This window comes from Kocuria salsicia (genome assembly GCF_007681555.1).
GTDB lineage: Bacteria > Actinomycetota > Actinomycetes > Actinomycetales > Micrococcaceae > Kocuria > Kocuria salsicia.
The window spans coordinates 310,285-333,309 of record NZ_VELE01000001.1; the positions used below are offsets into that span (position 1 = coordinate 310,285).

Below are 23,025 nucleotides of genomic sequence, written 5' to 3' on the forward strand. Positions count from 1 at the left end.
GCTCCCCGAGAGGACCCCCATGACCGATCAGAACCCGGAGTCCACCGTCCACCGGAAGGACGCCGCTCCGCACCCTGACCACGACTCGAAGCCCGAGTCCCCCCACCAGCTCCAGGGCCGGTCCTGGGGGTACATCTTCAAACGCGGCCTGGCCGAGTTCTCGAAGGACGGGTGCACCGACCTCGCGGCTTCCCTGACGTACTTCGCCGTCCTGTCGATCTTCCCGGCGCTGCTCGCGCTCGTGTCCCTGCTGGGCGTCTTCGGACAGGGCGAGGCCACCACCACCGCGATCCTGGACTTCCTGGACCAGTACGCCCCCTCGGCACTGGTGGAGCTGCTCTCCGGCCCCATCTCCCAGCTCACCACGCAGTCGGGGGCAGGGCTGGCACTGGTCGTCGGCATCGTCGGTGCCCTGTGGACCGCCTCCGGCTACACCGGGGCCTTTGCGCGGGCCATGAACCGCATCTACGAAGTCACGGAGGGGCGCCCCTTCTGGAAGCTGAAGCCGGTCATGCTGCTCGTGACCCTCGTGATGGTCCTGATCGTGGCACTGGTGATGATGATGGTGGTGATCTCGGGCGACATCGCACAGACCCTCGGGGACCTCGTGGGCCTGGGCAGCACCGCCGTGACTGTCTGGAACTGGGCCAAGATCCCCGTGGTCATCCTCCTGCTCGTGCTGCTCATCGCGATCCTCTACTACGCCACGCCCAACGTGAAGCAACCCAAGTTCAAGTGGCTGAGCCCCGGTGCCGCGATTGCCCTGGTGGCCATGGCTGTGGCCGGCCTGGCGTTCGCGTTCTACGTGGCGAACTTCGCCAAGTACAACGCAACCTACGGCGTGATCGGCTCCGTGATCATCCTGCTGCTGGGACTGTGGATCATGAACAACGTGCTGCTTCTGGGCGCGGAGGTGGACGCGGAGATCGAGCGCGTCCGCCAGCTGCAGGGCGGCATTCGCGCGGAGCGAACCATCCAGCTTCCCCCGCGCGACATCACCCAGGCCGAGAAGCTGCAGAAGAAGGAGGAGGAGCTCGAGGCGCAGGGCCGCAAGATCCGGCTGCACACCCAGCACATCGACTACTCCCAGGACTCCTGAGCCGGTTCCGGCACAGCCTGTTCCTCACCGAGGGGCCCACGCGGTGACCACCGTGCGGGCCCCTCGAGCCTCCCCGGTCTTGCCCTCGGCCGGGGCGCGATCCGCGTCAGGCGCGTTTTCTCGGTGGGCGAACGACGACGCACGACCGGTGCCCTGCTCGCGGGGCACCACGCATACTGGGAAGGACACAGAATTCGAGTCGACGGAGGCAACCGCATGCACAAGGTCAAGGGCGTCGTGGTACGCGCCAAGAACGAGCCGGCAACCCTGGAGACCGTCCTGGTCCCGGATCCCGGGCCGGGCGAGGCACTCGTGGACGTGCTCACGTGCGGGGTGTGCCAGACGGACCTTCACTACAAGGTAGGCGGCGTGGGGGATGACTTCCCCTACCTCCTGGGCCACGAGGCCGCCGGGGTGGTCAGCGCGGTGGGTGAAGGCGTCACCGAGGTGGAGGTGGGTGACCACGTGATCCTCAACTGGCGTGCGGTGTGCGGCGAGTGCCGCGCGTGCCGGCGGGGCGAGCCATGGTACTGCTTCAACACCCACAATGCCACGCAGAAGATGACGCTCGAGGACGGCACCGAGCTGGAGCCCGCACTCGGCATCGGGGCATTCGCGGAGAAGACTCTGGTGGCGGCCGGCCAGTGCACGAAGATCGAGACCCCGCTGCAGGACGAGCAGTACGCGGCCGTGGGCCTGCTCGGCTGCGGTGTGACGGCGGGGATCGGTGCAGCGCTGAACACCGGCGCCGTCAAGCGCGGTGAGTCCGTGGCCGTGATCGGCTGCGGCGGCGTGGGGACCGCGGCCGTCGCCGGTGCCGCTCTCGCCGGTGCGACCACCATCATTGCGGTGGACGTGGACGACGAGAAGCTCGAGACCGCGCAGCGCCTCGGAGCAACTCACGTGATCAACTCCCGCTCGACGGACGCCGTGGAGGGCATCCGGGAGCTGACCCACGGCAACGGCGCGGACCTCGTCATTGACGCCGTCGGCGTGCCGGACACCTTCATGCAGGCCTTCCAGGCCCGGGACCTCGCGGGGCGCATGGTCCTCGTGGGCGTGCCCAATCCCGGAACGGTCGCCGAGATCCCCCTGGACGAGGTGTTCTCGCACGGCGGGTCCATCAAGTCCGCGTGGTACGGGGACACCCTGCCCTCCCGCGACTTCCCGATGCTCGTGGACCAGTACGTGCTGGGCCGCCTGGACCTGGACGCGTTCGTCTCTGAGCGCATCGGCCTCGCCCAGGTGGACGAGGCGTTCGAGACCATGAAGTCCGGCAAGGTCCTCCGCTCCGTCGTGGAGGTGTCCCGGTGACTCGGACACCCGAGATCGTCGTCACCGACCCCCGCGACGGTGTGCGCGTGACCAACTGCGTCACGGAGGGCACCTTCAGCCTTGACGGGCAGACGTGGGACGTGGAGAACAACGTGTGGGTGGTGGGCAACCAGGCCGAGTGCGTGGTGATCGATCCCGCCCACGACCCCGAGGCCGTGCTCGCGGCAGTGGACGGCCGCACCGTCACCCACGTGCTGCTCACCCACGGCCACGACGACCACATCAGGGCCGTGCGGGACGTCGTGGAGCAGCTCGACGGCAACCCTCCCGTGCTCATGAGCCCCGAGGACGTCATGCTGTGGCACGCCGTCCACCCCGAGGGGACCGAACCGGAACCGTTGCACGACGGCCAGGAGCTCACCGCTGGCACCGTGGCCTTCACCGTGATCGCCACGCCCGGCCACTCCCCCGGCTCGGTGGTCTTCCACGCCCCCGATCTCGGTGAGCACGGCGTGGTTTTCACCGGCGACACCCTCTTCCAGGGCGGGCCGGGAGCCACGGGACGCTCCTACTCCGACTTCCCGACGATCATCGACTCGATCGACAAGCGCCTGCTAACGCTGCCGGAGGACACGCTCGTGCTCCCCGGGCACGGAGACGCAACCACGATCGGCGAGGAGAAGCCCCACCTGGGCGAGTGGATCGCGCGCGGTCACTGACACGGTCCGGCCTCTGGCCGACGACGCCGCCCCGGTGCCTTCCACGGTGAAGGCGCCGGGGCGGCGTCGTAGTCTCCCCCGGCGGCCGTGCGGAGGTCAGATCCTGGGATCGCGGACCGGAGAGCGGCGCAGCGTGTAGCTGAAGAAGAGCGCCGTGCCCAGAAGGAGCATCGCCGCCGCCACCGGTCCCATGGCCGCGGACATGTAGTCGCGGTGCACGCCGAGGTAGGCGCAGACAATCAGCCCCACGGCCGAGGAAGCGCTGGAGACCACTGACATCTGGGCGACCAGGCCCAGGAACCCCGTGGTAACGCCCACCTGACCAGCGGAACTGTGCAGGCACAGCAGGCTGGGGCCAGAGAAGAGACCCACGAGCAGCAGCACCACCGAGTACCCCAGAGACCCGGAGGGTGCGGAGAGCAGCATGGATGCCACCAGGGCCCCCGTGCCCGAGAGCACCATCATGTTGGATGCCGTGATGCGGTGCCGGAACCGCACCGCCAAACTCGAACCCACGGCTGCGCCGAATCCCAGGAGGGCGTAGATGGCACCCATGGTCTCCCCGCTGTCGAGGGACACGGAGTACACGGCCAGGCAGCCCTGCACCGCTCCGAGCAGCGCGCTGAGCGCCCCGATGCCGTAGAGCAGTCCGTGGCGCAGCCGGAACGTGGTGGAGCGGGGGACGCCCAACGGGGAACGGTCCCGCCACAGCAGGTGGACCGGCATGTTGGCCTGCGGATAGCGGGACGAACGGTGGGCCACGAAGAACGCGATGGTGACCAGGGACAGCGTGGCGGAGACCTTCAGAACGGAGGACGGGCCAATGACCACCGCGAGCAGTCCGGTGAGGGCCGCACCCAGAACGGTGGCGAGAGCCTCGTTGACTGACTCCCGCCGCATGGCCGACGAGAAGGCTTCGAGACGGCCCTGTCCCTGAAGGACGGAGGCCCAGCGCAGACGGGCTGCGAGGCCCATGGGCGTCAGGGAGAGGCCCGCAATGAAGAAGGGAACGAAGGCGGAGACCGCACCCCACGCGACGGGCACCGTGGAGACGTCCACCAGGGAGAGCTGCCACATGACCCCGCCCTGGATCAGGGCGATCCCGGCCAGGGCCCACTGCCGCCAGCGGACGTTCGAGAACAGTGCCATGCCCACGGCGCACACCGCCATGCCTAGGCAGAGCGCGGCGGAACTCAGGGCCGCGGCCCATGCCGAGGAAGCGGACACCGCAACCCACGTGAGCACCCCGAGCGGAGCCATGACCTGGGGCAACCTCAGCAGCAGGGTGATCGCGCTGAGCTGGCGGTCGCTGCGGACGAGCCGCTCCCGCGCGCCGGGATCGGGCGGCGCGGAAACGGGCACCTGGGTGCGGGTCGCGGTACTCACCGTCTCAGCCTACGTGAGCACCGCAGAGCCGGTCTCGACACGCAGGTGGGAACCCCGGGGAGTCTTGGTGACCACCAGCTGGGTCTCGATCCGCTGCTTCATCTCGCTCACGTGGGAGACCACCCCGATCACCCGCCCACCGCGGCGCAGCCCGTCCAGGGTTTCCAGGACCTGTTCCAGTGTCTGCTCGTCGAGGGAGCCGAAGCCTTCGTCCACGAACAGCGTGTCGATCTCCGTGCCCCCGGCATCGGCTCGCACGACGTCCGCGAGCGCCAGTGCCAGCGCCAGCGAGGTGAAGAACGACTCACCCCCGGAGAGGGTCTCGGTGCCGCGGCGTGCTCCGGTCCAGGCGTCCTCAATTTCCAGTCCAAGGCCGGACTTGCCACTGCCCCGGGTCTGGTCGGTGTGCACCAGGGCGAACCGCCCGGACGACATCGTGGAGAGGTGCTCCGAGGCGACGGCCGCAACGTGTTCAAGCCTCGCGGCCAGAACGAAAGAGGTCAGTGTCATGCGCAGGGAGTTCTCCGAGGTGGTGGCGGTGGCCACGCCCGCGAGCCCGCTCAGGCGTTCCGCCCGGTCCCGGGCGGCCTGCAACGCCGTTTCACGGGCCGGTGCCTCGCGCGCGTGGGATCGCGCCTCGACCGTGAGGTCCTCGAGGCCTCCGAGCAGCCGGTTGAGTGCGTCCCTGTGGCGCGCGGCCTCCTCGCACTCGGCCTGAGCGCGTTCACGTGCCTCCGCCGAAACCTCGTGGCGCTGCTGCTCGGTGAGCCGAGCCGCGCGCTGCATGTCCTGGGTTGCGAGTTCCGCGTCCAGCGCCGCGACCTCGCTGGCGACGCGTTCGACCCAGTCGGTCACTTCGGTGGCCTCCTCCTCGTCCATGAGGGCCGCGTGGACGTCCACCTCCCTGCTGAAGGGGGACCGCGCGAGCGCACGGTCAAGGGCTTCCTCCGCCGTGCGTTTCTCGTGCCGGGCTGCGTCCCGCTCGTCCTGCGCGTCGGACCAGCGGGTGGTGAGCTGCACGAGCTCCTCAGCGGCCCGGACGCAGTCCTGGACGGTCGCGAAAGGCCCGATGGCACGGGCCACGCGCTCCCGTTCCGATGCGCAGCGACCACGTGCCGCCTCCACCCCCGTGCGCACACCCGCCATCTGTGTGGTGGTGTTCCGTTCCTCCGTCTCGAGACGGGTCACGGTGTCGTACACGGTGGCGATTTCCTCCGTGCCGCGCTGCAGTTCCGCGAGGGCGGACTCGACGGCCTCCTCGGCGAGACGGGCCAGTCGAGCCCGCTCCACGACGTCTGCGAGGTCCTCACCGGCACCGCGCGCCAGGTGTTCCGCGCTCGTGCGCTGGGCCTGCTGCCAGCGGTGGTGGGCCGCATCGGCGGTGTTCTGCGCCGTCTCCCGATCCTCCCGGGCGCGCTGCAGCATCCCCGGGGTGACGTCCTGCTCCTCTTCCCCCGTGGCCGGGCACGGGTGCACCGTGGAACCGCACACGGGGCACGGATCCCCTTCGGAGAGTTCCCGGGCGAGGCTGGAGGCGGCACCGGCATATCGGAGGGTCTCCAGGGACTCCACCTGGCGGGCCGCTTCACGCCGGGCGGTCTCGGCGGACTCGAACTCTGCGGCCCGCGCGTTCTCCGTGTCACGGGCCCGGGCATAGTCGCGGCTGGCCTCGACCGCCTCGCGCGCCGCCCGGGCACGCTCCCTCACGAGGCCCTCGTCCTTGACCTGCAGTTCCAGCTCCTGGCGGGAGTCCTCCCACCGTGCGAGGTCCGCGTGCCGTGCGGTCAGCTCCGCTGTGATCTCCTCGGATCGCAGCTCAAGTGTGCGCAGACTCTCCTCGTCCCGCTGCAGCGCGGTCTCCTCCTGGGCCAGGAGGCGGGCGCGCTCCGCCGTTCCACGGGCCGCCTCACGAGCCGTCACGGCCGCGTCCCGCAGCTGCCGGGGCATCTCGGGGGTGCCCTCCAGCTCTCGGACCAGATCGGGCCGGTCGCGCAGGACATCCCGGAGCGAGCGCGCCCCCGCAGAGGTCTCCGTGAGCGCCGCCCGCACCGCCTCGACCGCGGAGGCAGAATCCGCCGCGCGCCGTCGAGCCCGGATCGCCGATGCCAGGGGCTCCGCCAAGCCCTCGGCCGCCGCGTGCTCCTCGAGCCGACGTCTCGCGTCCCCGAGGCGCTGCGACTGCGCCCGCAGCTCGGCACGACGCACCGTAAGCCGGTCGAAACGGGCGAGGAGCCCGCTCAGCACCTCCAGTTCCGTGATCCGCTGCTGAGAAGATGCGTGGCGATCGGCAGCTTCATCACGGGCCGCTACGGCTCCCGCGAGCGCCGATTCGCCATCGGACACGAGGGCATGCCACCGCTCCGAGAGGCTAGCGGGTCCCTCCGGAGGAGAGGTTTCGCCGCCGCTGACCTCGTCATCACCGCCGTCGTCCGGGGAATCCTCCTCGCTCGCACTGCGCACTCCGTCTGCTGAGTCAGCCGGTGACGGGACGGATCCCCTTGCGGGCAGACCGGTCCGCGGATCCTGCTCGTTGAGTCGGGACAGGCGCTCTCCCACGCGGGAGAGCAGCTCCTCGGAGCGTTCCCACTCGAGCTGGGCCGAGGCCGCGTCGGTTTTGGCTGCGTCCGCCCGGGCCTTCAGCTCCTCCTGCACGTCCGCGTAGACATCCGTGCCGAACAGTGTCTCCAGGAGTTCCTCCCGCTCCCGCGATCCGGCCTGGAGGAACTGGGCGAACTTTCCCTGGGGCAGCATCATCACCTGGGTGAACTGCTCCCGGTTGAGGCCCACGGCGTGGTGGATGGCCTGGCCCACGTCGTCCGGGCGGTGCCCCCGGTCAGCCCACTGCCCCTCCGTGTACTCGCGTAGCAACACCGTGGCGTGCCGGTCGCGCCATCCGGAGGTCGCCCGCGTGGAGGGTTCTCGCCACGCCGGGGTCCGGGTGACGCACCACCGGCGACCGGACGCGGTGAACTCCACTTCCACGCGCGGAGCCGTGTGGGGCTCCGCGTGGTCGCTGTGCTGAACCTTGCGACCACCCTTGCCCACCGTGGTGGGCCCGGAACCGTAGAGGGCGAAGCAGACGGCATCCAACACACTCGTCTTGCCTGCGCCGGTCTCGCCGTTGAGCAGGAAGACCCCGGCTTCGTTGAGGGCGTCGAAGTCCACGGTCTCGTGCTGCGGGAACGGCCCGAAGGCGGTGATCTCCAGACGGTGAAGTTTCACTGTTCCACTCCCCTGCTTTGCACGACGGAGACGACGTCCGAGATCTCCGCCGACTCCTGCGCAGTCAGTGCCCGCGAGCGGACGTGCTGATAGAACTGGGCACACAGTTCCTCTGTGGTCGTGGCCTCCGCAAGGCGTGCGCCGTAGTCGCGCTCGGTACTGGCCCGACCTCCGTCGGGCTCCCACCTCAGCTCCACTGTTCTCGGGAAGCGCGTGCGCACCCGCTCCATGGCGGATGCTGGGCGTTCCACGTCCGTGAGGAGCACCTGGCACCAGGCATCTTCGGAGGGCGCCAGCGCGTGGTCCGAGAGCAGGGACTCCAGGGGGCCCCTCAGCCGTGCCAGCCGCAGGCCAGCCCGGTGGTCGAGGGGCACGACGTCGTCCACGCCATTTCCGCCGACCGTCACCAGCCACGCGCCCTTGGCGTGGGTGGCTTCCGAGAAGGAGTAGGCCACGGGTGAGCCGCTGTAGCGAACCGTCTCCGTGATGCGCTGGCGTCGGTGGATGTGGCCCAGTGCCGCGTAGTCGTGCGCCGCGAAGACCTGGGCGGAGACAGTCCCCAGTCCGCCGGAGTCCACCACGCGCTCGGAATCGCTGGCCTCGGACCCCGTGACGAAGGCGTGCGCCATGACCACGGATGCGGGTGAACCTCGTGAGGCCCGGTCCTCGTCCACACGGTGCATGACCGCACCCAGCACCGCCTGGTGGGTGGGTGTGCAGTCGAGCAGCGGCGCGGTGGCCCGCGGATCCAGGTAGGGAATGCCGTAGACCGCGAGGACTGCGGCGTCATCACCCGTGGACGGAAGCTGCGCAGCCGTTCGCCCGCCGGTCCCCTGGCCGGCCATCTCCACCCGGGTGGCCGTGATTCCTCCGGAGGACGACTCCGAGAACAGAACCGGCCGAGCGGATCCCTCCAGGGTGGTCAGGAGGAAGACCCCGCCGTGGGCCATGATGCGGGAGCCGAAGCCCAGGCGTGCCGGGGAGTCGTGGTTGCCACTCGTCAGCACTACGTACGCACCCGCCTCCCGGATCTGCGCGAGGGTCGTGTTCAGCAGCTCCACCACCTCGGTCCGGGGTTGGGCCCGGTCGTAGACGTCGCCGGCTACCAGGACCACGTCCACTCCGTACCGGCGGACCCAGTCGACGATCTCGCCCATGGCACGCGCCTGGACATCCAGGATGTCGACGCCGTGGAAGGTCCGCCCCAGGTGCCAGTCGGAGGTGTGAAGGATCAGCATGGGCTCAATGTAAGACGGAGCACAGACACGCATATGGGATCCCGCGCCGTGTGGAGGGATGCTGTCCCGATGCCCGTGGACGGGTGGTGCAGGCTCTCACCGTGAACACGCGGAATTGTTTCAGCGGATTCGGGATTCCTGCCCGGCCCTGACCTGCGGTCATGCATGCGCATATTTCCTACTGTCCACAGTTCGTCCGCAGGCGTGGCTTGCGTCGCGAAGCACCCCCTATGCTCTGGGAGATGTTCGACACGTCACACCCGATGTTTCGAGACTAGGGGGAAATCATGGGCATCCACGATGTCGCAGCGAGGAGCCGCCGTGCAACGGGGGTCTCCGCCGCGGTCCTGGCGGCGGTGCTGCTCACGGGGTGCACGGGTGGTGGCAACGTCCCCGAGGAGACAGCCACGGCGTCGTCCAACTCGTTGTCACCCTCCCACGCCAGTGCATCGGCTGAGTCCACCGCCAACACCGGGTCCGATGACACCAGCACCACGACGCCCGCACCGTCCGGCTCGGAGAGCCCCCTTCCCGACGACTGGCGCCCCCAGGAGCCCACCGTGCTCGCCACGGGCCAAAAGATTCCGGGCGACTACGAACCCGCCACCCTCGCGCACCCCGCGAGGAACGTGCCGAAACCCGTCATGCCCGAGGAGGCCAAGCAGGAGACGGAGGCCGGTGCGCAAGCGTTCCTCAACTACCGAGCCGATGCACAGTGGTACTCCATTCAAACCGGCGATACCTCGTTAATACGCCAAGTCACCTCTACGGACTGCGCGAATTGTGTTGAGCAATACGACTCGTTCGATCGCGCGTACTCCGACGGAAACTGGTCCGGCGGCGGATTGGAAATTCAAAAAATTATCCCTGATTCATTTATTAAGCGTGCCGACGGCGGGTACAACCTACCTGTCGAAACGGTAAATTACGGGCTGGTTACCTTCAGGGGTGGTAAGGTTATAGAGCGACAGATTCCCTTTGACCTAAAAGACCGCTTTGATGTCTACATATTGTACAAAGAGGGGTCCTGGCTGTACGTTACCGCATCTCCGCGAGGATCGATGTGATGCGAACCTTTAGCACGTGGACTATCCTTGCCGTTATATGTTTATCATTAACTATGACGCCAGCAAGAGGCGACGATGGCAGTAACTATGGGGGATTTGGCAACGGGCGCGAAGACGGCTCCGTCAATACATCCGCGAGTGCTAATGGCAGTTCCATCACTATCAAATTAGATGCAAATCGCGCTCCAGGCGCAAACGCCACTTCTGGGGTATCTTCGGGTGGCTTAGGGGCAACGGCCAACGGTGCACCCTGGGATCCCGACAAGGATGCCGCATTTCAGAAAGCTCTGCGCAACGCGTTGATGTCGAACGACGACTCCATCTTCTTCAACTCGCAGCTCATGGACACGGCCAAGAACCGGACGACCTACGGTCTGCAGGATCCCTGCGTCGACGACAAGGGATCCGCGCTCACGCGTTGCCGGACGTCGCAGGAGTGCACCGATGACTCGGGAGCCAAGGGTGTGAACATGGACGTCGTGGTGGGTGGCGCCGGAGACGGCCAGCGTTCTGCTCGCGGGACACAGATGTGCGTGGCCCAGGGACAGGCTGAGGGTGCAGACGATGAAGGCTACGTCCCCCTGCCCGTCTTCACGCTCCAGGATTTCCAACAGCTCGCGGTGGCACCTGCGGAGAACCACGCCCAACCAGCCCCGGACACCCTGAAGAACATGAACACGAATGTCTACGCGGTGGCTCAGCCCCAGACTTTTGAGACCACCCTGGGCGGCTATCCCGTGTCGGTCCGTGCCTATCCCGTGCAGTACACCTGGAACTACGGCGACGGCAGCACACTCGGCCCCACACCCCTCACGGGCGCCCCGCTGGCAGACGGGGAATGGGACGTCCCCACCGACACCTCGCACGTCTACACGGCCACCGGTGACTACAGCCTGACGCTCACCACCTCGTTCTACGGGGAGTACAACATCGCGGGCACCGGGTGGCAGCCGGTCAATGGCTACAACCAGGTCACGTCGCCGCCCGTCGCGCTCACGGTGTGGCGGGCCACGGTGCACAACGTCGCCGACGACTGCCTGGTCAACCCCGCGGGACTCGGCTGCCCGGGTGGTCGCCGCTGACGCGCACTCTGAGACCCAGGAAGTCAGGGGCCCAGGAGCCGGGGAGCCGGAAACCCAGGGCCGGGGAGCCCTGGAGTCAGGCAATGAGGACTGAATCGAGCCGCGCCGTGGAGTCACACCTTTCATAGACTGGAACCATGACGTCACCCGGGACCCCTGAACTGCTGGACCGAGACCACGGCCTGGATCCGTCGTCGTCGGACTATCCGAACGCGGTGCGCAGCGTCCTCCTGGCACCGTGGTCCGCAGGGGAACCAGCCGCTGGGAACGAGGCCGTCCAGCTCTCGGCCCGCACGGTGAGTGCGCTCAACGAGGTCGCGCGCTGGGCCAACGACGGCCAGTCCGCTGACCCCACCGCCTGCGCGTGGCTGGCGTATCTCCGCTGGGCCGTCGCCAACGGGGCGCAGCTCCCGTCCGACGCCCCCAGACCGCCCACTGACGTCCTGGACCGTGACTTTCCGGCGCTCTCCGCCGCTGGTCCGCACGAGGGGGACAGTTTCACCGCCCTCGCCACCGGTCGCCTCGGAGAGGTCGTGAGGCCGGTCCTGCCGGACGCACAGAGCCCCGAGGTGCTGGCGCGCACTGCGCCGTACGGCCTGATTCCGAACGTGGGATGGAAGTCGCTCATTGTGCTGGCGCTCGACTCGGCGGCGATCACCCACGGCAGCCCGGAGGCACAGACCGCGGCGACAGCCCTGGTTCTCACGGTCCACGCGGCCATTCGAGCCCGCAGTTCAGACGCCTCCCTGGCAGAGGTTCTCGCAGAGACGGCCCGGGTTTCCTCCGCGATCACGAGGCCCGCCCCGCGCACACGTGACCTGCTCGCAACCCTGGCCGATGCGGACGCGCGCGCTGCACTCTGGACCGGTGCTCCCGAGACCCTCACGGGGCGGCTGGGCACGGGTGACACGGCCACCCAGGCGCTAGCTCTCGGCCTCGCGGCGTTGCTCGCGGTCGAGGACGCAGCAAGTCGCGAGTTCCTCGCGAGTGGAGACTCCGCGCGTGGGGGCCATGCCGGTAGCCGTGTGTCGGAGGGCCGCGCTTGGCCCGGCTCGGGAGATGACGTCGCTCGGAACGCCTGCGCCCTGCTCACGGATCGCGGTGTGACGAGTTGCGCGGCGCAACAGGTGGTTGTCGTCGTCGCGGCCGCCCGCTGGGGACTCGCAGCCGCGCGGGTGGAGGCAGAGGATGCGCCCCGGGCTGGGGATCAGCAGGCTGCGGAACCCATGACGTCTGACGGCACCGACTCCCCCGGCGATGCTCCCATCTTGGGGGCCCCGACGGGATCACACCGCGGCAGCACCGAGAACACTGGCAACACCGAGAGGGCCGGGATCACCGAAAGCGCCGAGGACACCGAGTCGCGGGATGCCGTAGACCCGGTGCGCACCGAACTCCTCCGCCTCGCGGAGCACTGGACCTCCCTGTGGCGGCCCTGACCGAGCGCTCCTAGCCTGCGGATGAGACTCACGCCCTGGCCGGCTTCCCGAGGCCGCAGGCGAGTGGCAAGTGGCAACACTGACCGGTATTCCCCGAGGCCGCGGGCACGTGACAACCCGGCTCGGCCCCGCACCGCCCGACCGGGCACGAACCCCTCAGAGCTCTGCGCGCTGCATCTTCACCCCGTAGTGCGCCGCGAGCTCGGCCATGCTGTCCGCCCCACTGCGCCGCGCCAGGTCCAGCACGATTCCCGCGCAGGCCAGCGCGTCGCTGAGGGCGTTGTGGTGCTCCTGCACCTCGGCCCCCGCGGCGCGGGATGCCGAGGGCAGAGCGTAGGAGCGCAGGGTGTACGCCGCGCGGGAGAGACGCAGGGTGCACGCGTAGTCCCAGGGGCGGGCCGTCCCACCGCAGGCGCTGTTGGCGGCCTTGACGACCCCCGTGTCGAAGACCGCATTGTGCGCCACAAGCACCGCGTCCGGGTCCTGCGGGGTGATCGCGCGGCACACCCAGCCCCAGGCCGCCTCGAAGCTCGGGGCGTTCTGGATGTCCGCGGGCCGGATGCCGTGGATTCGGATATTTCCCGGTTCGAAGGCGTCGTAACCCGGAGGTGGCCGGAGCAGCGAGTAGCGCGTGTCGACCACCTGCCCGTCCTGGACCCGCACCACACCAAGGGCGCATGCGGAGGCCAGGCTGCGGTTGGCGGTCTCGAAGTCGATGGCGGTGAAACTGACGGGCACGCTCCGAGCCTAGGCAACGACTCCGACACCCAGACACGCCAGGCCACGCGCGGTCTGCTCGAGACGCGTCTGGTCAAGACCGATCTGGCAGAGAGCGATCCGGCAGAAACCGACCCGGCCGCGAGTGGTCTGCCCGAAGGCGGCCGGCCCCGCCACGATCTTCAGGCGGCCGCAACTGCCCGCGTCTCGTACCACGCGTCCGCCTTCTCCACGGCCTGCCGGATCTGTGCGGCGTCCAGCTCGTGGTGCAGTGCGTAGGCAATGGCCTGCAGGGGGAAGATCCTGGCGTGCAGCTTCGCGCGCTCGTAGCTCTCGGGATCGGTGGCATCACGCACGCTCGACCAGCCGAACCACAGTCCGAGCGAGGCAACCTCGTAGGCGGGGTCGCTCATGCAGGCATGGTCCCAGTCAATGACACCCACCAGGTGCTCACCGTCCCACAGCATGTTGGAGCCCATGAGGTCCCCGTGGACCAGCTGGGGAGTCACGTTCTCCAGCGCCACGAGGTCCTCGATCGCGCTCATGGCCCGGTCCCTGGTGCGCGGCAGCAGCAGGGGCAGCACCTGGTCGAGGAGAACGTGCCGGCGGCGGTGTCCGCCCCAGTGCTGGCCCGGGCGGTCCAGCCACGGCTCGGCGTCACGGGCGTCCGCGTGCCGGATCTGCTCCAGCGCCCGGCGGAGTTCCCGGGGGTCGGCCGACCCCGGCGCGCGCGGGGCCCCCGGCAACCAGGTCATCCCCACGGCCGTGTAGCGCCCGTCCTGCAGCACCGGGGTCAGCGGCCGGGGAATTGCAAAGTCGAAGTCGGGCAGCCGCGTGAGGGCTTCGGTCCGCCGCCGGACGTTCTCTCCGGACGTGGGGTTCTTGGCGATCCGCACGCTCATGAGGTGCCCGGCGTTGACCACGATGTGCGCCGATCCACCGGCGTGCAGCTCCCACTCGGAGCGGTCCACGCTCACGCCCGCCTCTGCGAGGACCGCCTCGACGGCTCCGGCAAAGGGGAGGTGTCCGCACGCGAAGGTCATGTGTCAGCCCTCGGGCTCCGTGGCGGGAAAGGAGGTGGCCTCGGTCGCCACGACGTCGCTCCTGCTGTCCGCTCCCGGGGCGGCGCCGCAGTCCCGCTGGAGCAGGTCCAGCAGGATGGGAAGGGCCTCGGCCATGGCACGCGCACGGTGGCTGATCCGGTTCTTGTGCTCGGGGCTCAGCTCCGCGCAGCTGCGTCCGCCCTCCCCCTCAGGGGCCAGAACGGGATCGTAGCCGAAGCCGTTCGACCCGGCGGGTGCGGTCAGGATGGTCCCGGGCAGCTCGCCGTGAACCACGTGCTCCTCGCCTCTCGGGCCCACCACGGCCACGGCGCACACAAACTTCGCACGGCGATGCTCGGGCGCGATGTCCGAGAGCTGGGCGAGCAGCAGGTCGAGGTTGGAGGCGTCGTCGCCGTGCGTCCCGGACCAGCGCGCGGAGAAGATTCCAGGCGCCCCACCCATCACGTCCACGGCAAGACCGGAGTCGTCCGCCAGCGCGATCAGACCGGACCCGGCGGCCGCGGCGCGCGCCTTGAGCAGGGCGTTCTCCCGGAAGGTCACGCCGGTCTCAACGACGTCGCCCAGTCCGGCCGCTGCGGCGTCCACCACGGTGCCGGAGAACCCCGCCGTCTCGAGCATGCTCTGCAGCTCGCGGACCTTGCCCTGGTTGTGGGTTGCCAGCACGATGCGGGCACCGTGCGGGTCAGCGGTCACGGGTGCCATCCAGCGTGCTGTGCTGGATCTGCGCCAGCTGTGCGCACCCTGCCACCGCGAGGTCGAGCAGGGAGTCGAGCTCGTCCCGCCGGAAGGGCGCACCCTCGGCAGTGCCCTGGACCTCCACGAAGTCTCCGGAGCCGGTGACGACCACGTTCATGTCGGTCTCCGCACGCACGTCCTCCACGTAAGGCAGGTCCAGCATAGCCACGCCGTCGATGATGCCCACGGACACGGCGGCCACGGAGTCGGTCAGGGGCTGGGCGCCGGCTTTGAGGATGCCGTTCTCGCGGGCCCAGGCGAGGGCGTCCGCGAGTGCAACGTACGCACCGGTGATGGACGCTGTGCGGGTGCCACCGTCCGCCTGCAGGACGTCGCAGTCGAGCACCACGGTGTTCTCACCGAGGGCCTCGAGGTCGATGATGGAGCGCAGCGAGCGGCCGATCAGCCGGGAGATCTCGTGGGTGCGCCCGCCGATCTTGCCCTTCACGGACTCGCGGGCCGAGCGGGTGGAGGTGGCGCGGGGGAGCATCGCGTACTCGGCGGTGACCCAGCCGCGCCCCTGCCCCTTGAGCCAGCGTGGCACGCCCTCCGTGAGCGAGGCCGTGCACAGCACCTTGGTGCCGCCGAACTCGATGAGCGCGGAGCCCTCTGCCTGCTCGGACCACCCGCGGGTGACGGTGATGGGTCGCAGCTCCGCGACTCCGCGGCCGTCCGAGCGAACAAGCTGCTCAGCGGACGAGTCGCTCTGACCCTCGGCGGTGGTGGTGGACGTGGCCGGATCGGAAGGCGAGGTCATGCGCCTCAGCCTAGTCGTCGGCTCCGGCCGGTGCCAACGCGTCGACCGAACGTTCGGTGGGGCGGGCGACGTCGTAGCGCCTGTTCACACGCGTCACCTCCACCGAGCCGTCGTACACCGCGGCTGCCTCTGCCTCGACGGTTTCCGGGGAGTTCCAGACGGGCAGGTGGGTGAGCAGCAGCCGCCGCACTCCCGCGGCCACGGCCGTCTCTCCCGCGCGCCGGCCGGTGAGGTGGATGCCGCGCAACCCGTCCTCACGCCCCTCCTGGTAGGCCGCCTCGCACAGGAACAGGTCCGCGTCCCGTGCCGCCTCCACGAGCTCGTCGCACGCGTCCGTGTCCCCCGAGTAGGTCAGCACCTCGGTCCCGGAGGGCCCCCGGTACTCCACGCGCAGGGCGTACGGCTCGGGGCACGGGTGGTTCACCGGGAACGGGGTCACGGTGAACGGTCCCACCGTCACGGCGCACAGGGGCTGCCACACGTGGAACTCGAACTCCGTGTCCATCGAGTGCTCCGGAGGCAGCAGGTGCAGCTGGTTGAGGTAGGTCGGCAGCTGCGACGGGCCGAACAGCGGGATGCTCCCGGCCGTCCAGCTGCGGGGATCCCATTTGATCGCCACGTGCAGTCCTCCCACGTCCACGCAGTGGTCCGGGTGCAGGTGGGACAGCATGATGGCGTCGATGGTATCGAGCTGGATGTGGCGCTGCAGGGCGCCCAGTGTCCCGTTGCCCATGTCGAGCACGATCCGCCACGTCCGGCCGTCCGCGTCCTCGCCGCTGAGCAGGTAGCAGGAGGCAGGCGCGTCGGGACCGGGGAAGCTGCCGGTGTTGCCGACCACGGTGAGCAGCATGTGTTGACCTTTCTGCCGCCGGCTCAGCGCTGAGCCGGGTGGATCGTGGCGAGCGAGCCAGTGGGGTACTGCTCCGCCACGGAGGCGGTGTGGCGCACCCGGACCACCTCGGGACCGAGGAAGCGCTGCGCGAGCGTCTCGAAGCCCACGGGGTCCCCCGTGGCGAGGAACTCGTGGTGGGGAGCAAGGTCGGGATCGCGTTCGAGGCCGTGGTCCATGAGCGAGCGGTAGACGTCCCGCGCGGTCTCCTCCGCGGAGGAGACCAGGTTGACACTCTCCCCCATGACGTAGGAGATCACCGCGGTGAGCAGCGGGTAGTGCGTGCAGCCGAGCACCAGCGTGTCCACCTGGGCGTCCTTGAGCGGCTGCAGGTACTCCTGGGCGGTGCGCAGCAGCTGCGGGCCCGTGGTGACGCCGCGCTCCACGTACTCCACGAACTCGGGGCACGCCACGGAGGTGATCTCCAGCTGGGGTGCGGCGGCAAAGGTGTCGTCGTAGGCGCGCGAGCCGATGGTCGCCTCGGTGCCGATCACGCCCACCCGGCCCGTGCGCGTGGTGGCCACGGCTCGACGCACGGCCGGTTGGATCACCTCGGTGACCGGGATGTCGTAACCGCGCGTGTAGCGCTCGCGGGCGTCCCTCAGCACGGCGGCGGAGGCTGTGTTGCACGCGATCACGAGCAGCTTGACGCCTGAGTCCACGAGGTCGTCCATGATGCGCAGGGCGTTGGAGCGGACCTCCGCGATGGGCAGGGGGCCGTAGGGCCCGTGAGCCGTGTCGCCCACGTAGAGGATCTCCTCGTGGGGCAGCTGGTCGATGATCGAGCGGGCCACCGTGAGCCCGCCCACACCGGAGTCGAAGACGCCGATGGGCGAGTTGGGGTTTGGTCCTGGTCGACGTCCGTGCTCAGCCTGCATACCGGAAAACTGTAGTGCTTTTCGGGGAGCACCTCCCACATGAGTCACCCGGTAACAGGGCCGGGGCTACCGGGACGGCAGCGTCTTCAGCAGCGCCGTCATGAGAGTCTCCTGAAGCCAGGAGACAAAGTTGTAGACCACCGCCATGTAGTCCTCCACAGTCTCCGTGCGGCTGAAGTCCGTGAGCTCTCCCACTCGTTCGGCATCCTCTGGCGATTCGATGCCCAGCCGGGCGGCGAGCACCGCGCGGACGTCGTTGAGGGCGCGGGCGAAGTCCTGCGCCTGCTCGGGGGTGAGCAGCACCGGATCGGACTCGAGCGCGAGCGAGGACGCCCGCAGCGCGGCGGTCTTGCCCTCGCGCAGGGTGCGGTCAGTGAGACGCCGGAACTCCGCGGCCTGCTCCGGGTCCGACGACGCGGCGGGCAGCAGCCGACGCACCGCGGGGTCCTCGGGCTCCGGGACCTCCTCGTCCCACCCCACGAGTGACTCGAGCGGGTCCGCGTCCTCGCGGGGCTCGGGCTCCAGGGTGGTGGCGACGTCGGAGAACAGCTTCTGCAGCAGCCGTACCTCCGGACGCTCGAAACGAGCCGTGATGCCCTTGCGCGTGCGTTTGAACCCGTGTGCCATCAGTTCTCCCCGGCCTTCTCGTAGGTCGCCCACAGGCCGTAGCCGTGCAGTGCACTCACGTGCGCCTCGGCCTCCTCGAGCGAGCCCGTGAACACGATGGATCTCCCCTGGTGGTGGACCTCCAGCATGAGCGTGCGGGCCTTGGCGTCCGGGTAGCCGAAGTGGGCCCTGAACACGTAGACCACGTAGCTCATGAGGTTGACGGGGTCGTCCCAGACCACCACGTTCCACGGGACGTTCACGGCCGTGGCGGCCTGCTCGTCCCGTGAGACCGTCGGGGACTCCGCGGGTGCGGCGCTCATGAGGACCGCGGGAACCGCGCTGGTGCTGGGGGCCGGGGTGTGGGCCGCCGTGTAGGAACCGGACATTGTCCTCATGGTAGTCGCGCGTTCCCGTATCCGCAGGCGGGATGTGCTCGTCGAGCGCGCGCACTAGGCTGGCGGGGTGAACGAGCACACCTACTCCTGGCACCCGCAGCCCACGTCCCTGCTGACGGACCACTACGAGCTGACCATGCTGCAGGCGGCCCTGCGCGCCGGCACGGCGTCGCGGCGCAGCGTCTTCGAGGTCTTCGCCCGGCGGCTGCCGCACAGCCGGCGCTACGGCGTCTTCGCCGGGGTGGGCCGCTTGCTCGAAGGCCTCGAGCAGTTCCGCTTCACGGACGAGCAGCTGCGCTTCCTGCGTGACACAAACGTCGTCGACGCCGCCACCGTCGCATACCTGGAGAATTTCCGGTTCACGGGCCAGATCCGCGGCTACGCCGAAGGCGAGACGTACTTCCCTCACTCACCCCTGCTGAGTGTCGAGTCCTCGTTCGCCGAGGCGTGCGTGCTGGAGACCTTCATCCTCTCCGTCCTCAACTACGACTCCGCCGTGGCCTCCGCCGCGTCACGCATGGTGGGTGCCGCGGGGGGCCGGCCGTGCATCGAGATGGGTTCGCGCCGCGCGCACGAGCAGGCCGCCGTGGCCGCGGCGCGCGCCGCCGTCGTCGCCGGCTTCGACTCCACCTCCAACCTGGAGGCGGGCTTCCGCTACGGCGTGAAGACCGTGGGCACCGCCGCGCACTCCTTCACGCTGCTGCACGACACCGAGGAGCAGGCGTTCCGCGCGCAGCTCGACGCTCTGGGCGTCTCCACTGCGCTGCTCGTGGACACGTACGACGTCGAGCGGGCCGTCCGACTCGCCGTGGAGATCGCAGGCCCGGACCTCGGGGGCGTGCGGCTGGACTCCGGGGACCTCGTGACCCAGGCGTCGTCGGTGCGCGCGTTGCTGGACACGCTCGGCAACCAGCACACGAAGATCACAGTGACGAGCGACCTCGACGAGTACGCCATCGCCGCGCTGCGGGCCGCTCCCGTGGACGCCTACGGCGTGGGCACGCGGCTCGTCACCGGCTCCGGCGCCCCCACCTCGTCCATGGTCTACAAGCTCGTCTCACGCGAGGGTGCCTCCGGCACGATGGAACCCGTGGCGAAGGCCTCGTCCGGGAAGGCGTCCGTGGGCGGCGAGAAGTACGCGCTGCGCCGTCGCAACCCCCAGGGCGTGGCCACGCACGAAATGGTGGGCGTCTCCCACCTGCCCGAAGACGACGGCGACGACCGCCCCCTGCTCGTGGACTACGTGACGGGCGGCGAGCTACGCGAGGGCTTCACCGGCCCCGAGGCCGTGGTGCGGGCCCGGACTCGCCACGCCGAGTCGATCGCGGAGCTGCCGCGCGCGGCTCGTAGGCTCTCGGAGGGCGAGCCCGTGATTCCCACCGTCATCGAACCCGGCACTGCCCACTGAGCACACCGGGCTGAGAACACCGAAAGGAAGGCGATCATGCGCACCGCACTTGTGATCGTGGACATCCAGAACGACTTCTGCGAGGGCGGTAGCCTGGCTGTGCCGGGTGGCGCGGCGGTGGCCGCTGCGGTCTCCGAGTACCTCGAGGACCACCACGCGGACTACGATGCCGTGGCGGCCACGCAGGACTGGCACATCGAGCCCGGCTCACACTTCAGCGAGACCCCGGACTACCGTACGAGCTGGCCGGTGCACTGCGTCGCGGAGACCCGCGGCGCGGAGATCCACCCGGACCTGGACACGGAGCACGTGGCCGAGTTCTTCCGCAAGGGCGCCTACGACGCCGCCTACTCCGGTTTCGAGGGCCTCTCTGCCCCGGACGTCGACGTTCCGATGGGCGAGCCCGAGGAGAGCGCGGACGAGGAGCGGGTGAGTCTGGACGACTGGCTGCGGGAGCGCAACGTCGAGGTCGTAGACGTCGTGGGCCTCGCGCTGGAGCACTGCGTCCTCGCGACCGCCAAGGACGCTGTGGAGGCCGGCTACGAGACGCGGGTGCTGCTGCCCCTGACCGCCCCGGTGGACCGCGAGCGCGGTGAGCAGGCCGTGGCAGAGCTCGAGGACACGGGCGCGGAGGTCGTCACCGAACTCGACTGAACGGCGCCGAGCGAACGGCGCTGAACGACCGTGTTGTCGTCGGCCTGCGGCAAGTGCTCACTTGCGGCCGATGAACCACCGCTGCAGCAGCGCGATCCGCGCGTCCAGCTGTTCCTCCGAGGCCTGCGCCACTGCCGGGCCACCGCACTTGGCGCGCAGCTCGTTGTGGATCACGCCGTGGGGCGTGCCGGTGCGGGCGGACCACGCGGAGACGTTCTTCGACAGCTGAGAGCGCAGCTCCTTGAGCCGGCGGTGGTCCGGAACCATGGGCTGCTCCGGCTGCGAGGCGCCCGACCCCTGCCGCTGTGACGAGCGCGTCTGGCGCTCCCGCAGCAGCGCCGAGACCTGCTCCGGGTCCAGAAGCCCCGGGATCCCGAGGTACTCGGCTTCCTCCTCGGAGCCCACGGCCGCTCCCCCGCCGAACGCGCCGCCGTCGAAGAGCACGCCGTGGAACGAGGCGTCCGAGTCCAGGGCCTGGAAGTTGCCCTGGGCCAGCGCGGAAGACGCCTTCTCCTCGCGATTTGCCGCGTCCAGGAGGTCGTCGTCCCAGCCCTCCTCCATGGGCTGGTCGAAGTCCACCACGCCGGGCATGTTCTTGGGCCTGTCCAGCGCGTGGTCCCGCTCCTCCTCCATGGAGTTGGCGAGCGCCATCAGCGCCGGGACGGACGGGAGGAACACGGAGGCCGTCTCGCCGCGCTTGCGGGCGCGCACGAAGCGCCCCACGGCCTGCGCGAAGAACAGCGGTGTGGACGTCGAAGTCGCGTAGACGCCCACCGCGAGACGCGGCACGTCCACACCCTCGGAGACCATACGGACGGCCACCATCCAGCGCCTGTCCGACTCGGAGAACTGGTCGATCTTGTTCGACGCCGCCTTGTCGTCCGAGAGCACCACGGTGGGACGCTCCCCCGTGATCGCGTGCAGCTGTTCGGCGTAGGCCTTCGCGTCCTGGTGGTCGGTGGCGATCACGAGCGCACCGGCGTCGGGAACCGTTCGGCGCACCTGCGTGAGCCGCTGGTCCGCGGCCCGCAGCACGGACGGGATCCACTGGCCGTTCGGGTCCAGCGCGGTGCGCCACGCGTGGGAGGTGATGTCCTTGGTGAAGCCCTCTCCGAGCTGGGCGGCCATCTCCTCACCGGCGGAGGTGCGCCAGCGCATCTGCCCCGAGTAGGCCATGAAGATCACGGGGCGCACCACGTGGTCGTGCAGCGCGTTCGAGTACCCGTAGGTGTAGTCCGCCGTGGAGCGCCGGATGCCCTCGCCGTCCTCCTCGTAGGTCACGAACGGTATGGGTGAGGTGTCGGAGCGGAACGGCGTGCCCGTGAGGGCGAGCCGCCGCGTGGCGGGCTCGAACGCCTCCCGCAGCCCGTCGCCCCAGGAGAGGGCGTCGCCCGCGTGGTGAATCTCGTCCATGATCACGAGCGTGCGCCCGGCCTCGGTGCGCGCCCGGTGCAGCAACGGCTTGTTCGCCACCTGCGCGTACGTCACGGCCGCGCCCATGTAGCCGCGGCCGTGCTGGCCGTCCGCGTTCTTGAAGTTGGGGTCGATGGCAAGCCCCACGCGCGAGGCCGCGTCTGCCCACTGCCGCTTGAGGTGGTCGGTGGGGGTCACCACCGTCACGCGCTGGACAGCACCGGAGTCGTGCAGCTTCTTCGCGACCGTGAGCGCGAAGGTCGTCTTGCCGGCCCCGGGGGTGGCCACGGCCATGAAGTCGCGGGGCTGGGCGGCCTCGTAGCGCTGGATCGCCTCGGCCTGCCACGCGCGCAGCTTGGGTGCGGTGCCCCACGCGGCCCTGTCCGGGTAGGCCGGGGGAAGATCTGCGGCCGCCCCGAAAAGGGACAGCTGGTCGTCGTCAGACACGTGGTGTTCGTCCTCTCCGCGCGCTCGGCGGCGCGCACTGCCCCGGTCGCGCACCGCGCGACCACCGCGGCGGCGTCGTCCTCACACGAGGGAACGACGTCGCACGGCAACGGCGCCCGCTCAGTTGCGGGCGCCGTCGGGTGCCCCGCAGCTCTGCGGGGCCTCACTGCTCTGGGATGCCAGTCAGTTCTCGGGCTTGTCCTTGCCGGGGCGCAGGCCCTGGTAGATCTCCTTGCACTCCGGGCACACCGGGAAGCGTTGCGGGTCCCGACCGGGGGTCCACACCTTGCCGCACAGGGCGATCACGGGTTCGCCGGACAGCGCCGACTCCATGATCTTCTCCTTGCGGACGTAGTGCGCGAAGCGCTCGTGGTCACCGGGCTCCGCGAACTGGCGGGTGTCCTCGCGCTCAATGGTGGAGGTGCCACCCACGGTCTGCGGCTCGGTCGCCGACTCGGTGCTGCTGACCACCCGGGAGGACCGCACGGAAGGTACCTGGGATTCCTGGGCATCGGTGAATTCCATGTCTCCC

Annotated in this window: 21 protein-coding genes; 8 read left to right on the plus strand and 13 right to left on the minus strand. The window is 69.5% G+C overall.

Going from position 1 to position 23,025, the window contains the following annotated elements; translation table 11 throughout:
* Nucleotides 1-19 precede the first annotated feature (19 nt).
* From FS770_RS01335 to FS770_RS01345, 3 genes are all read left to right on the plus strand, one after another.
* The gene (locus FS770_RS01335) at nt 20-1,099 is read left to right on the plus strand and encodes a YihY/virulence factor BrkB family protein (RefSeq protein WP_145009387.1); all 1,080 of its coding nucleotides are present in this window, start codon (nt 20-22) and stop codon (nt 1,097-1,099) included.
* A gap of 216 nt (nt 1,100-1,315) precedes the next feature.
* Nucleotides 1,316-2,413, plus strand: a complete 1,098-nt coding sequence (locus FS770_RS01340; protein WP_055083366.1) for an S-(hydroxymethyl)mycothiol dehydrogenase — start codon at nt 1,316-1,318, stop codon at nt 2,411-2,413.
* Entirely contained in the window at nt 2,410-3,093 is a 684-nt protein-coding gene (locus FS770_RS01345; RefSeq protein WP_055083363.1) for an MBL fold metallo-hydrolase, read from the plus strand. The genes FS770_RS01340 and FS770_RS01345 overlap by 4 nt, the downstream gene beginning before the upstream one ends.
* Nucleotides 3,094-3,189: 96 nt before the next feature.
* Here FS770_RS01345 and FS770_RS01350 read toward each other — a convergent pair whose 3' ends face one another.
* Genes FS770_RS01350 through FS770_RS01360 form a run of 3 tightly spaced genes read right to left on the minus strand, consistent with a single transcriptional unit; the run spans nt 3,190 to nt 8,939 of the window.
* Nucleotides 3,190-4,479, minus strand: a complete 1,290-nt coding sequence (locus tag FS770_RS01350; protein WP_244944676.1) for an MFS transporter — start codon at nt 4,477-4,479, stop codon at nt 3,190-3,192.
* 9 nt (nt 4,480-4,488) lie between these two features.
* Nucleotides 4,489-7,701, minus strand: a complete 3,213-nt coding sequence (locus tag FS770_RS01355) for an AAA family ATPase (RefSeq protein WP_244944677.1) — start codon at nt 7,699-7,701, stop codon at nt 4,489-4,491.
* Nucleotides 7,698-8,939, minus strand: coding sequence for an exonuclease SbcCD subunit D (locus tag FS770_RS01360; RefSeq protein WP_144942501.1), 1,242 nt, complete (start codon nt 8,937-8,939; stop codon nt 7,698-7,700). The genes FS770_RS01355 and FS770_RS01360 overlap by 4 nt, the downstream gene beginning before the upstream one ends.
* 287 nt (nt 8,940-9,226) lie before the next feature.
* Here FS770_RS01360 and FS770_RS01365 point away from each other — a divergent pair, with 287 nt between their 5' ends.
* The 3 genes from FS770_RS01365 (at nt 9,227) to FS770_RS01375 (ending at nt 12,527) form a co-directional block, all read left to right on the plus strand.
* Entirely contained in the window at nt 9,227-10,006 is a 780-nt protein-coding gene (locus FS770_RS01365) for a DUF6318 family protein (protein ID WP_144942500.1), read from the plus strand.
* 302 nt (nt 10,007-10,308) lie between these two features.
* A complete protein-coding gene (locus FS770_RS01370; protein WP_144942499.1) occupies nt 10,309-11,088 on the plus strand; it encodes a PKD domain-containing protein in 780 nt (259 codons plus the stop codon).
* 137 nt (nt 11,089-11,225) lie between these two features.
* Nucleotides 11,226-12,527, plus strand: a complete 1,302-nt coding sequence (locus tag FS770_RS01375) for an ADP-ribosylglycohydrolase family protein (protein ID WP_144942498.1) — start codon at nt 11,226-11,228, stop codon at nt 12,525-12,527.
* A gap of 156 nt (nt 12,528-12,683) precedes the next feature.
* Here the strand turns inward: FS770_RS01375 and FS770_RS01380 are convergent, their stop codons facing one another.
* From FS770_RS01380 to clpS, 8 genes are all read right to left on the minus strand, one after another.
* On the minus strand, nt 12,684-13,265 hold the full coding sequence (locus FS770_RS01380) for a 3'-5' exonuclease (RefSeq protein WP_144942497.1): 582 nt from the start codon (nt 13,263-13,265) through the stop codon (nt 12,684-12,686).
* A gap of 161 nt (nt 13,266-13,426) precedes the next feature.
* Nucleotides 13,427-14,287 (minus strand): phosphotransferase, encoded by an 861-nt coding sequence (locus tag FS770_RS01385; protein ID WP_144942496.1) that lies wholly within the window; start codon nt 14,285-14,287, stop codon nt 13,427-13,429.
* Nucleotides 14,288-14,290: 3 nt separating this feature from the next.
* On the minus strand, nt 14,291-15,010 hold the full coding sequence (rdgB, locus tag FS770_RS01390) for an RdgB/HAM1 family non-canonical purine NTP pyrophosphatase (protein WP_144942495.1): 720 nt from the start codon (nt 15,008-15,010) through the stop codon (nt 14,291-14,293).
* Complete coding sequence (gene rph, locus FS770_RS01395) at nt 14,991-15,800, minus strand: ribonuclease PH (RefSeq protein WP_144942494.1); 810 nt, start codon at nt 15,798-15,800, stop codon at nt 14,991-14,993. The genes rdgB and rph overlap by 20 nt, the downstream gene beginning before the upstream one ends.
* A 10-nt stretch (nt 15,801-15,810) precedes the next feature.
* Nucleotides 15,811-16,650 carry an MBL fold metallo-hydrolase gene (locus FS770_RS01400; RefSeq protein ID WP_145009389.1) on the minus strand — a complete coding sequence of 280 codons (840 nt, stop codon included), beginning with the start codon at nt 16,648-16,650 and terminating at the stop codon, nt 15,811-15,813.
* A gap of 23 nt (nt 16,651-16,673) precedes the next feature.
* Nucleotides 16,674-17,567 carry a glutamate racemase gene (gene murI, locus FS770_RS01405; protein WP_144942492.1) on the minus strand — a complete coding sequence of 298 codons (894 nt, stop codon included), beginning with the start codon at nt 17,565-17,567 and terminating at the stop codon, nt 16,674-16,676.
* A 66-nt stretch (nt 17,568-17,633) separates the two neighbouring features.
* Nucleotides 17,634-18,194 carry a DUF2017 domain-containing protein gene (locus FS770_RS01410; RefSeq protein ID WP_144942491.1) on the minus strand — a complete coding sequence of 187 codons (561 nt, stop codon included), beginning with the start codon at nt 18,192-18,194 and terminating at the stop codon, nt 17,634-17,636.
* The gene (clpS, locus tag FS770_RS01415; protein ID WP_144942490.1) at nt 18,194-18,562 is read right to left on the minus strand and encodes an ATP-dependent Clp protease adapter ClpS; all 369 of its coding nucleotides are present in this window, start codon (nt 18,560-18,562) and stop codon (nt 18,194-18,196) included. The genes FS770_RS01410 and clpS overlap by 1 nt, the downstream gene beginning before the upstream one ends.
* Nucleotides 18,563-18,638: 76 nt before the next feature.
* On the opposite strand from clpS, the gene FS770_RS01420 reads away from it, so the two are divergent.
* Nucleotides 18,639-19,979 (plus strand): nicotinate phosphoribosyltransferase, encoded by a 1,341-nt coding sequence (locus FS770_RS01420; RefSeq protein WP_144942489.1) that lies wholly within the window; start codon nt 18,639-18,641, stop codon nt 19,977-19,979.
* A 36-nt stretch (nt 19,980-20,015) separates the two neighbouring features.
* Nucleotides 20,016-20,633 (plus strand): isochorismatase family protein, encoded by a 618-nt coding sequence (locus FS770_RS01425; RefSeq protein ID WP_144942488.1) that lies wholly within the window; start codon nt 20,016-20,018, stop codon nt 20,631-20,633.
* Nucleotides 20,634-20,690: 57 nt separating this feature from the next.
* Here FS770_RS01425 and FS770_RS01430 read toward each other — a convergent pair whose 3' ends face one another.
* Entirely contained in the window at nt 20,691-22,493 is a 1,803-nt protein-coding gene (locus FS770_RS01430) for a DEAD/DEAH box helicase (protein ID WP_144942487.1), read from the minus strand.
* Between the two features lie 183 nt (nt 22,494-22,676).
* On the minus strand, nt 22,677-23,018 hold the full coding sequence (locus tag FS770_RS01435; protein ID WP_244944679.1) for a DUF3039 domain-containing protein: 342 nt from the start codon (nt 23,016-23,018) through the stop codon (nt 22,677-22,679).
* Nucleotides 23,019-23,025: the final 7 nt, after the last annotated feature.

Bases quoted from the DNA above. Each gene is read 5' to 3' on its own strand.
- FS770_RS01335 (WP_145009387.1), top strand. From the start codon at position 20: ATGACCGATCAGAACCCGGAGTCCACCGTCCACCGGAAGGACGCCGCT.
- FS770_RS01410 (WP_144942491.1), bottom strand. From the start codon at position 18,194: ATGGCACACGGGTTCAAACGCACGCGCAAGGGCATCACGGCTCGTTTC.
- clpS (WP_144942490.1), bottom strand. From the start codon at position 18,562: ATGTCCGGTTCCTACACGGCGGCCCACACCCCGGCCCCCAGCACCAGC.
- rph (WP_144942494.1), bottom strand. From the start codon at position 15,800: ATGACCTCGCCTTCCGATCCGGCCACGTCCACCACCACCGCCGAGGGT.
- FS770_RS01360 (WP_144942501.1), bottom strand. From the start codon at position 8,939: ATGCTGATCCTTCACACCTCCGACTGGCACCTGGGGCGGACCTTCCAC.
- rdgB (WP_144942495.1), bottom strand. From the start codon at position 15,010: ATGGCACCCGTGACCGCTGACCCGCACGGTGCCCGCATCGTGCTGGCA.
- FS770_RS01400 (WP_145009389.1), bottom strand. From the start codon at position 16,650: ATGCTGCTCACCGTGGTCGGCAACACCGGCAGCTTCCCCGGTCCCGAC.
- FS770_RS01340 (WP_055083366.1), top strand. From the start codon at position 1,316: ATGCACAAGGTCAAGGGCGTCGTGGTACGCGCCAAGAACGAGCCGGCA.
- FS770_RS01425 (WP_144942488.1), top strand. From the start codon at position 20,016: ATGCGCACCGCACTTGTGATCGTGGACATCCAGAACGACTTCTGCGAG.
- FS770_RS01385 (WP_144942496.1), bottom strand. From the start codon at position 14,287: ATGACCTTCGCGTGCGGACACCTCCCCTTTGCCGGAGCCGTCGAGGCG.
- murI (WP_144942492.1), bottom strand. From the start codon at position 17,567: ATGCAGGCTGAGCACGGACGTCGACCAGGACCAAACCCCAACTCGCCC.
- FS770_RS01435 (WP_244944679.1), bottom strand. From the start codon at position 23,018: ATGGAATTCACCGATGCCCAGGAATCCCAGGTACCTTCCGTGCGGTCC.
- FS770_RS01370 (WP_144942499.1), top strand. From the start codon at position 10,309: ATGTCGAACGACGACTCCATCTTCTTCAACTCGCAGCTCATGGACACG.
- FS770_RS01375 (WP_144942498.1), top strand. From the start codon at position 11,226: ATGACGTCACCCGGGACCCCTGAACTGCTGGACCGAGACCACGGCCTG.
- FS770_RS01365 (WP_144942500.1), top strand. From the start codon at position 9,227: ATGGGCATCCACGATGTCGCAGCGAGGAGCCGCCGTGCAACGGGGGTC.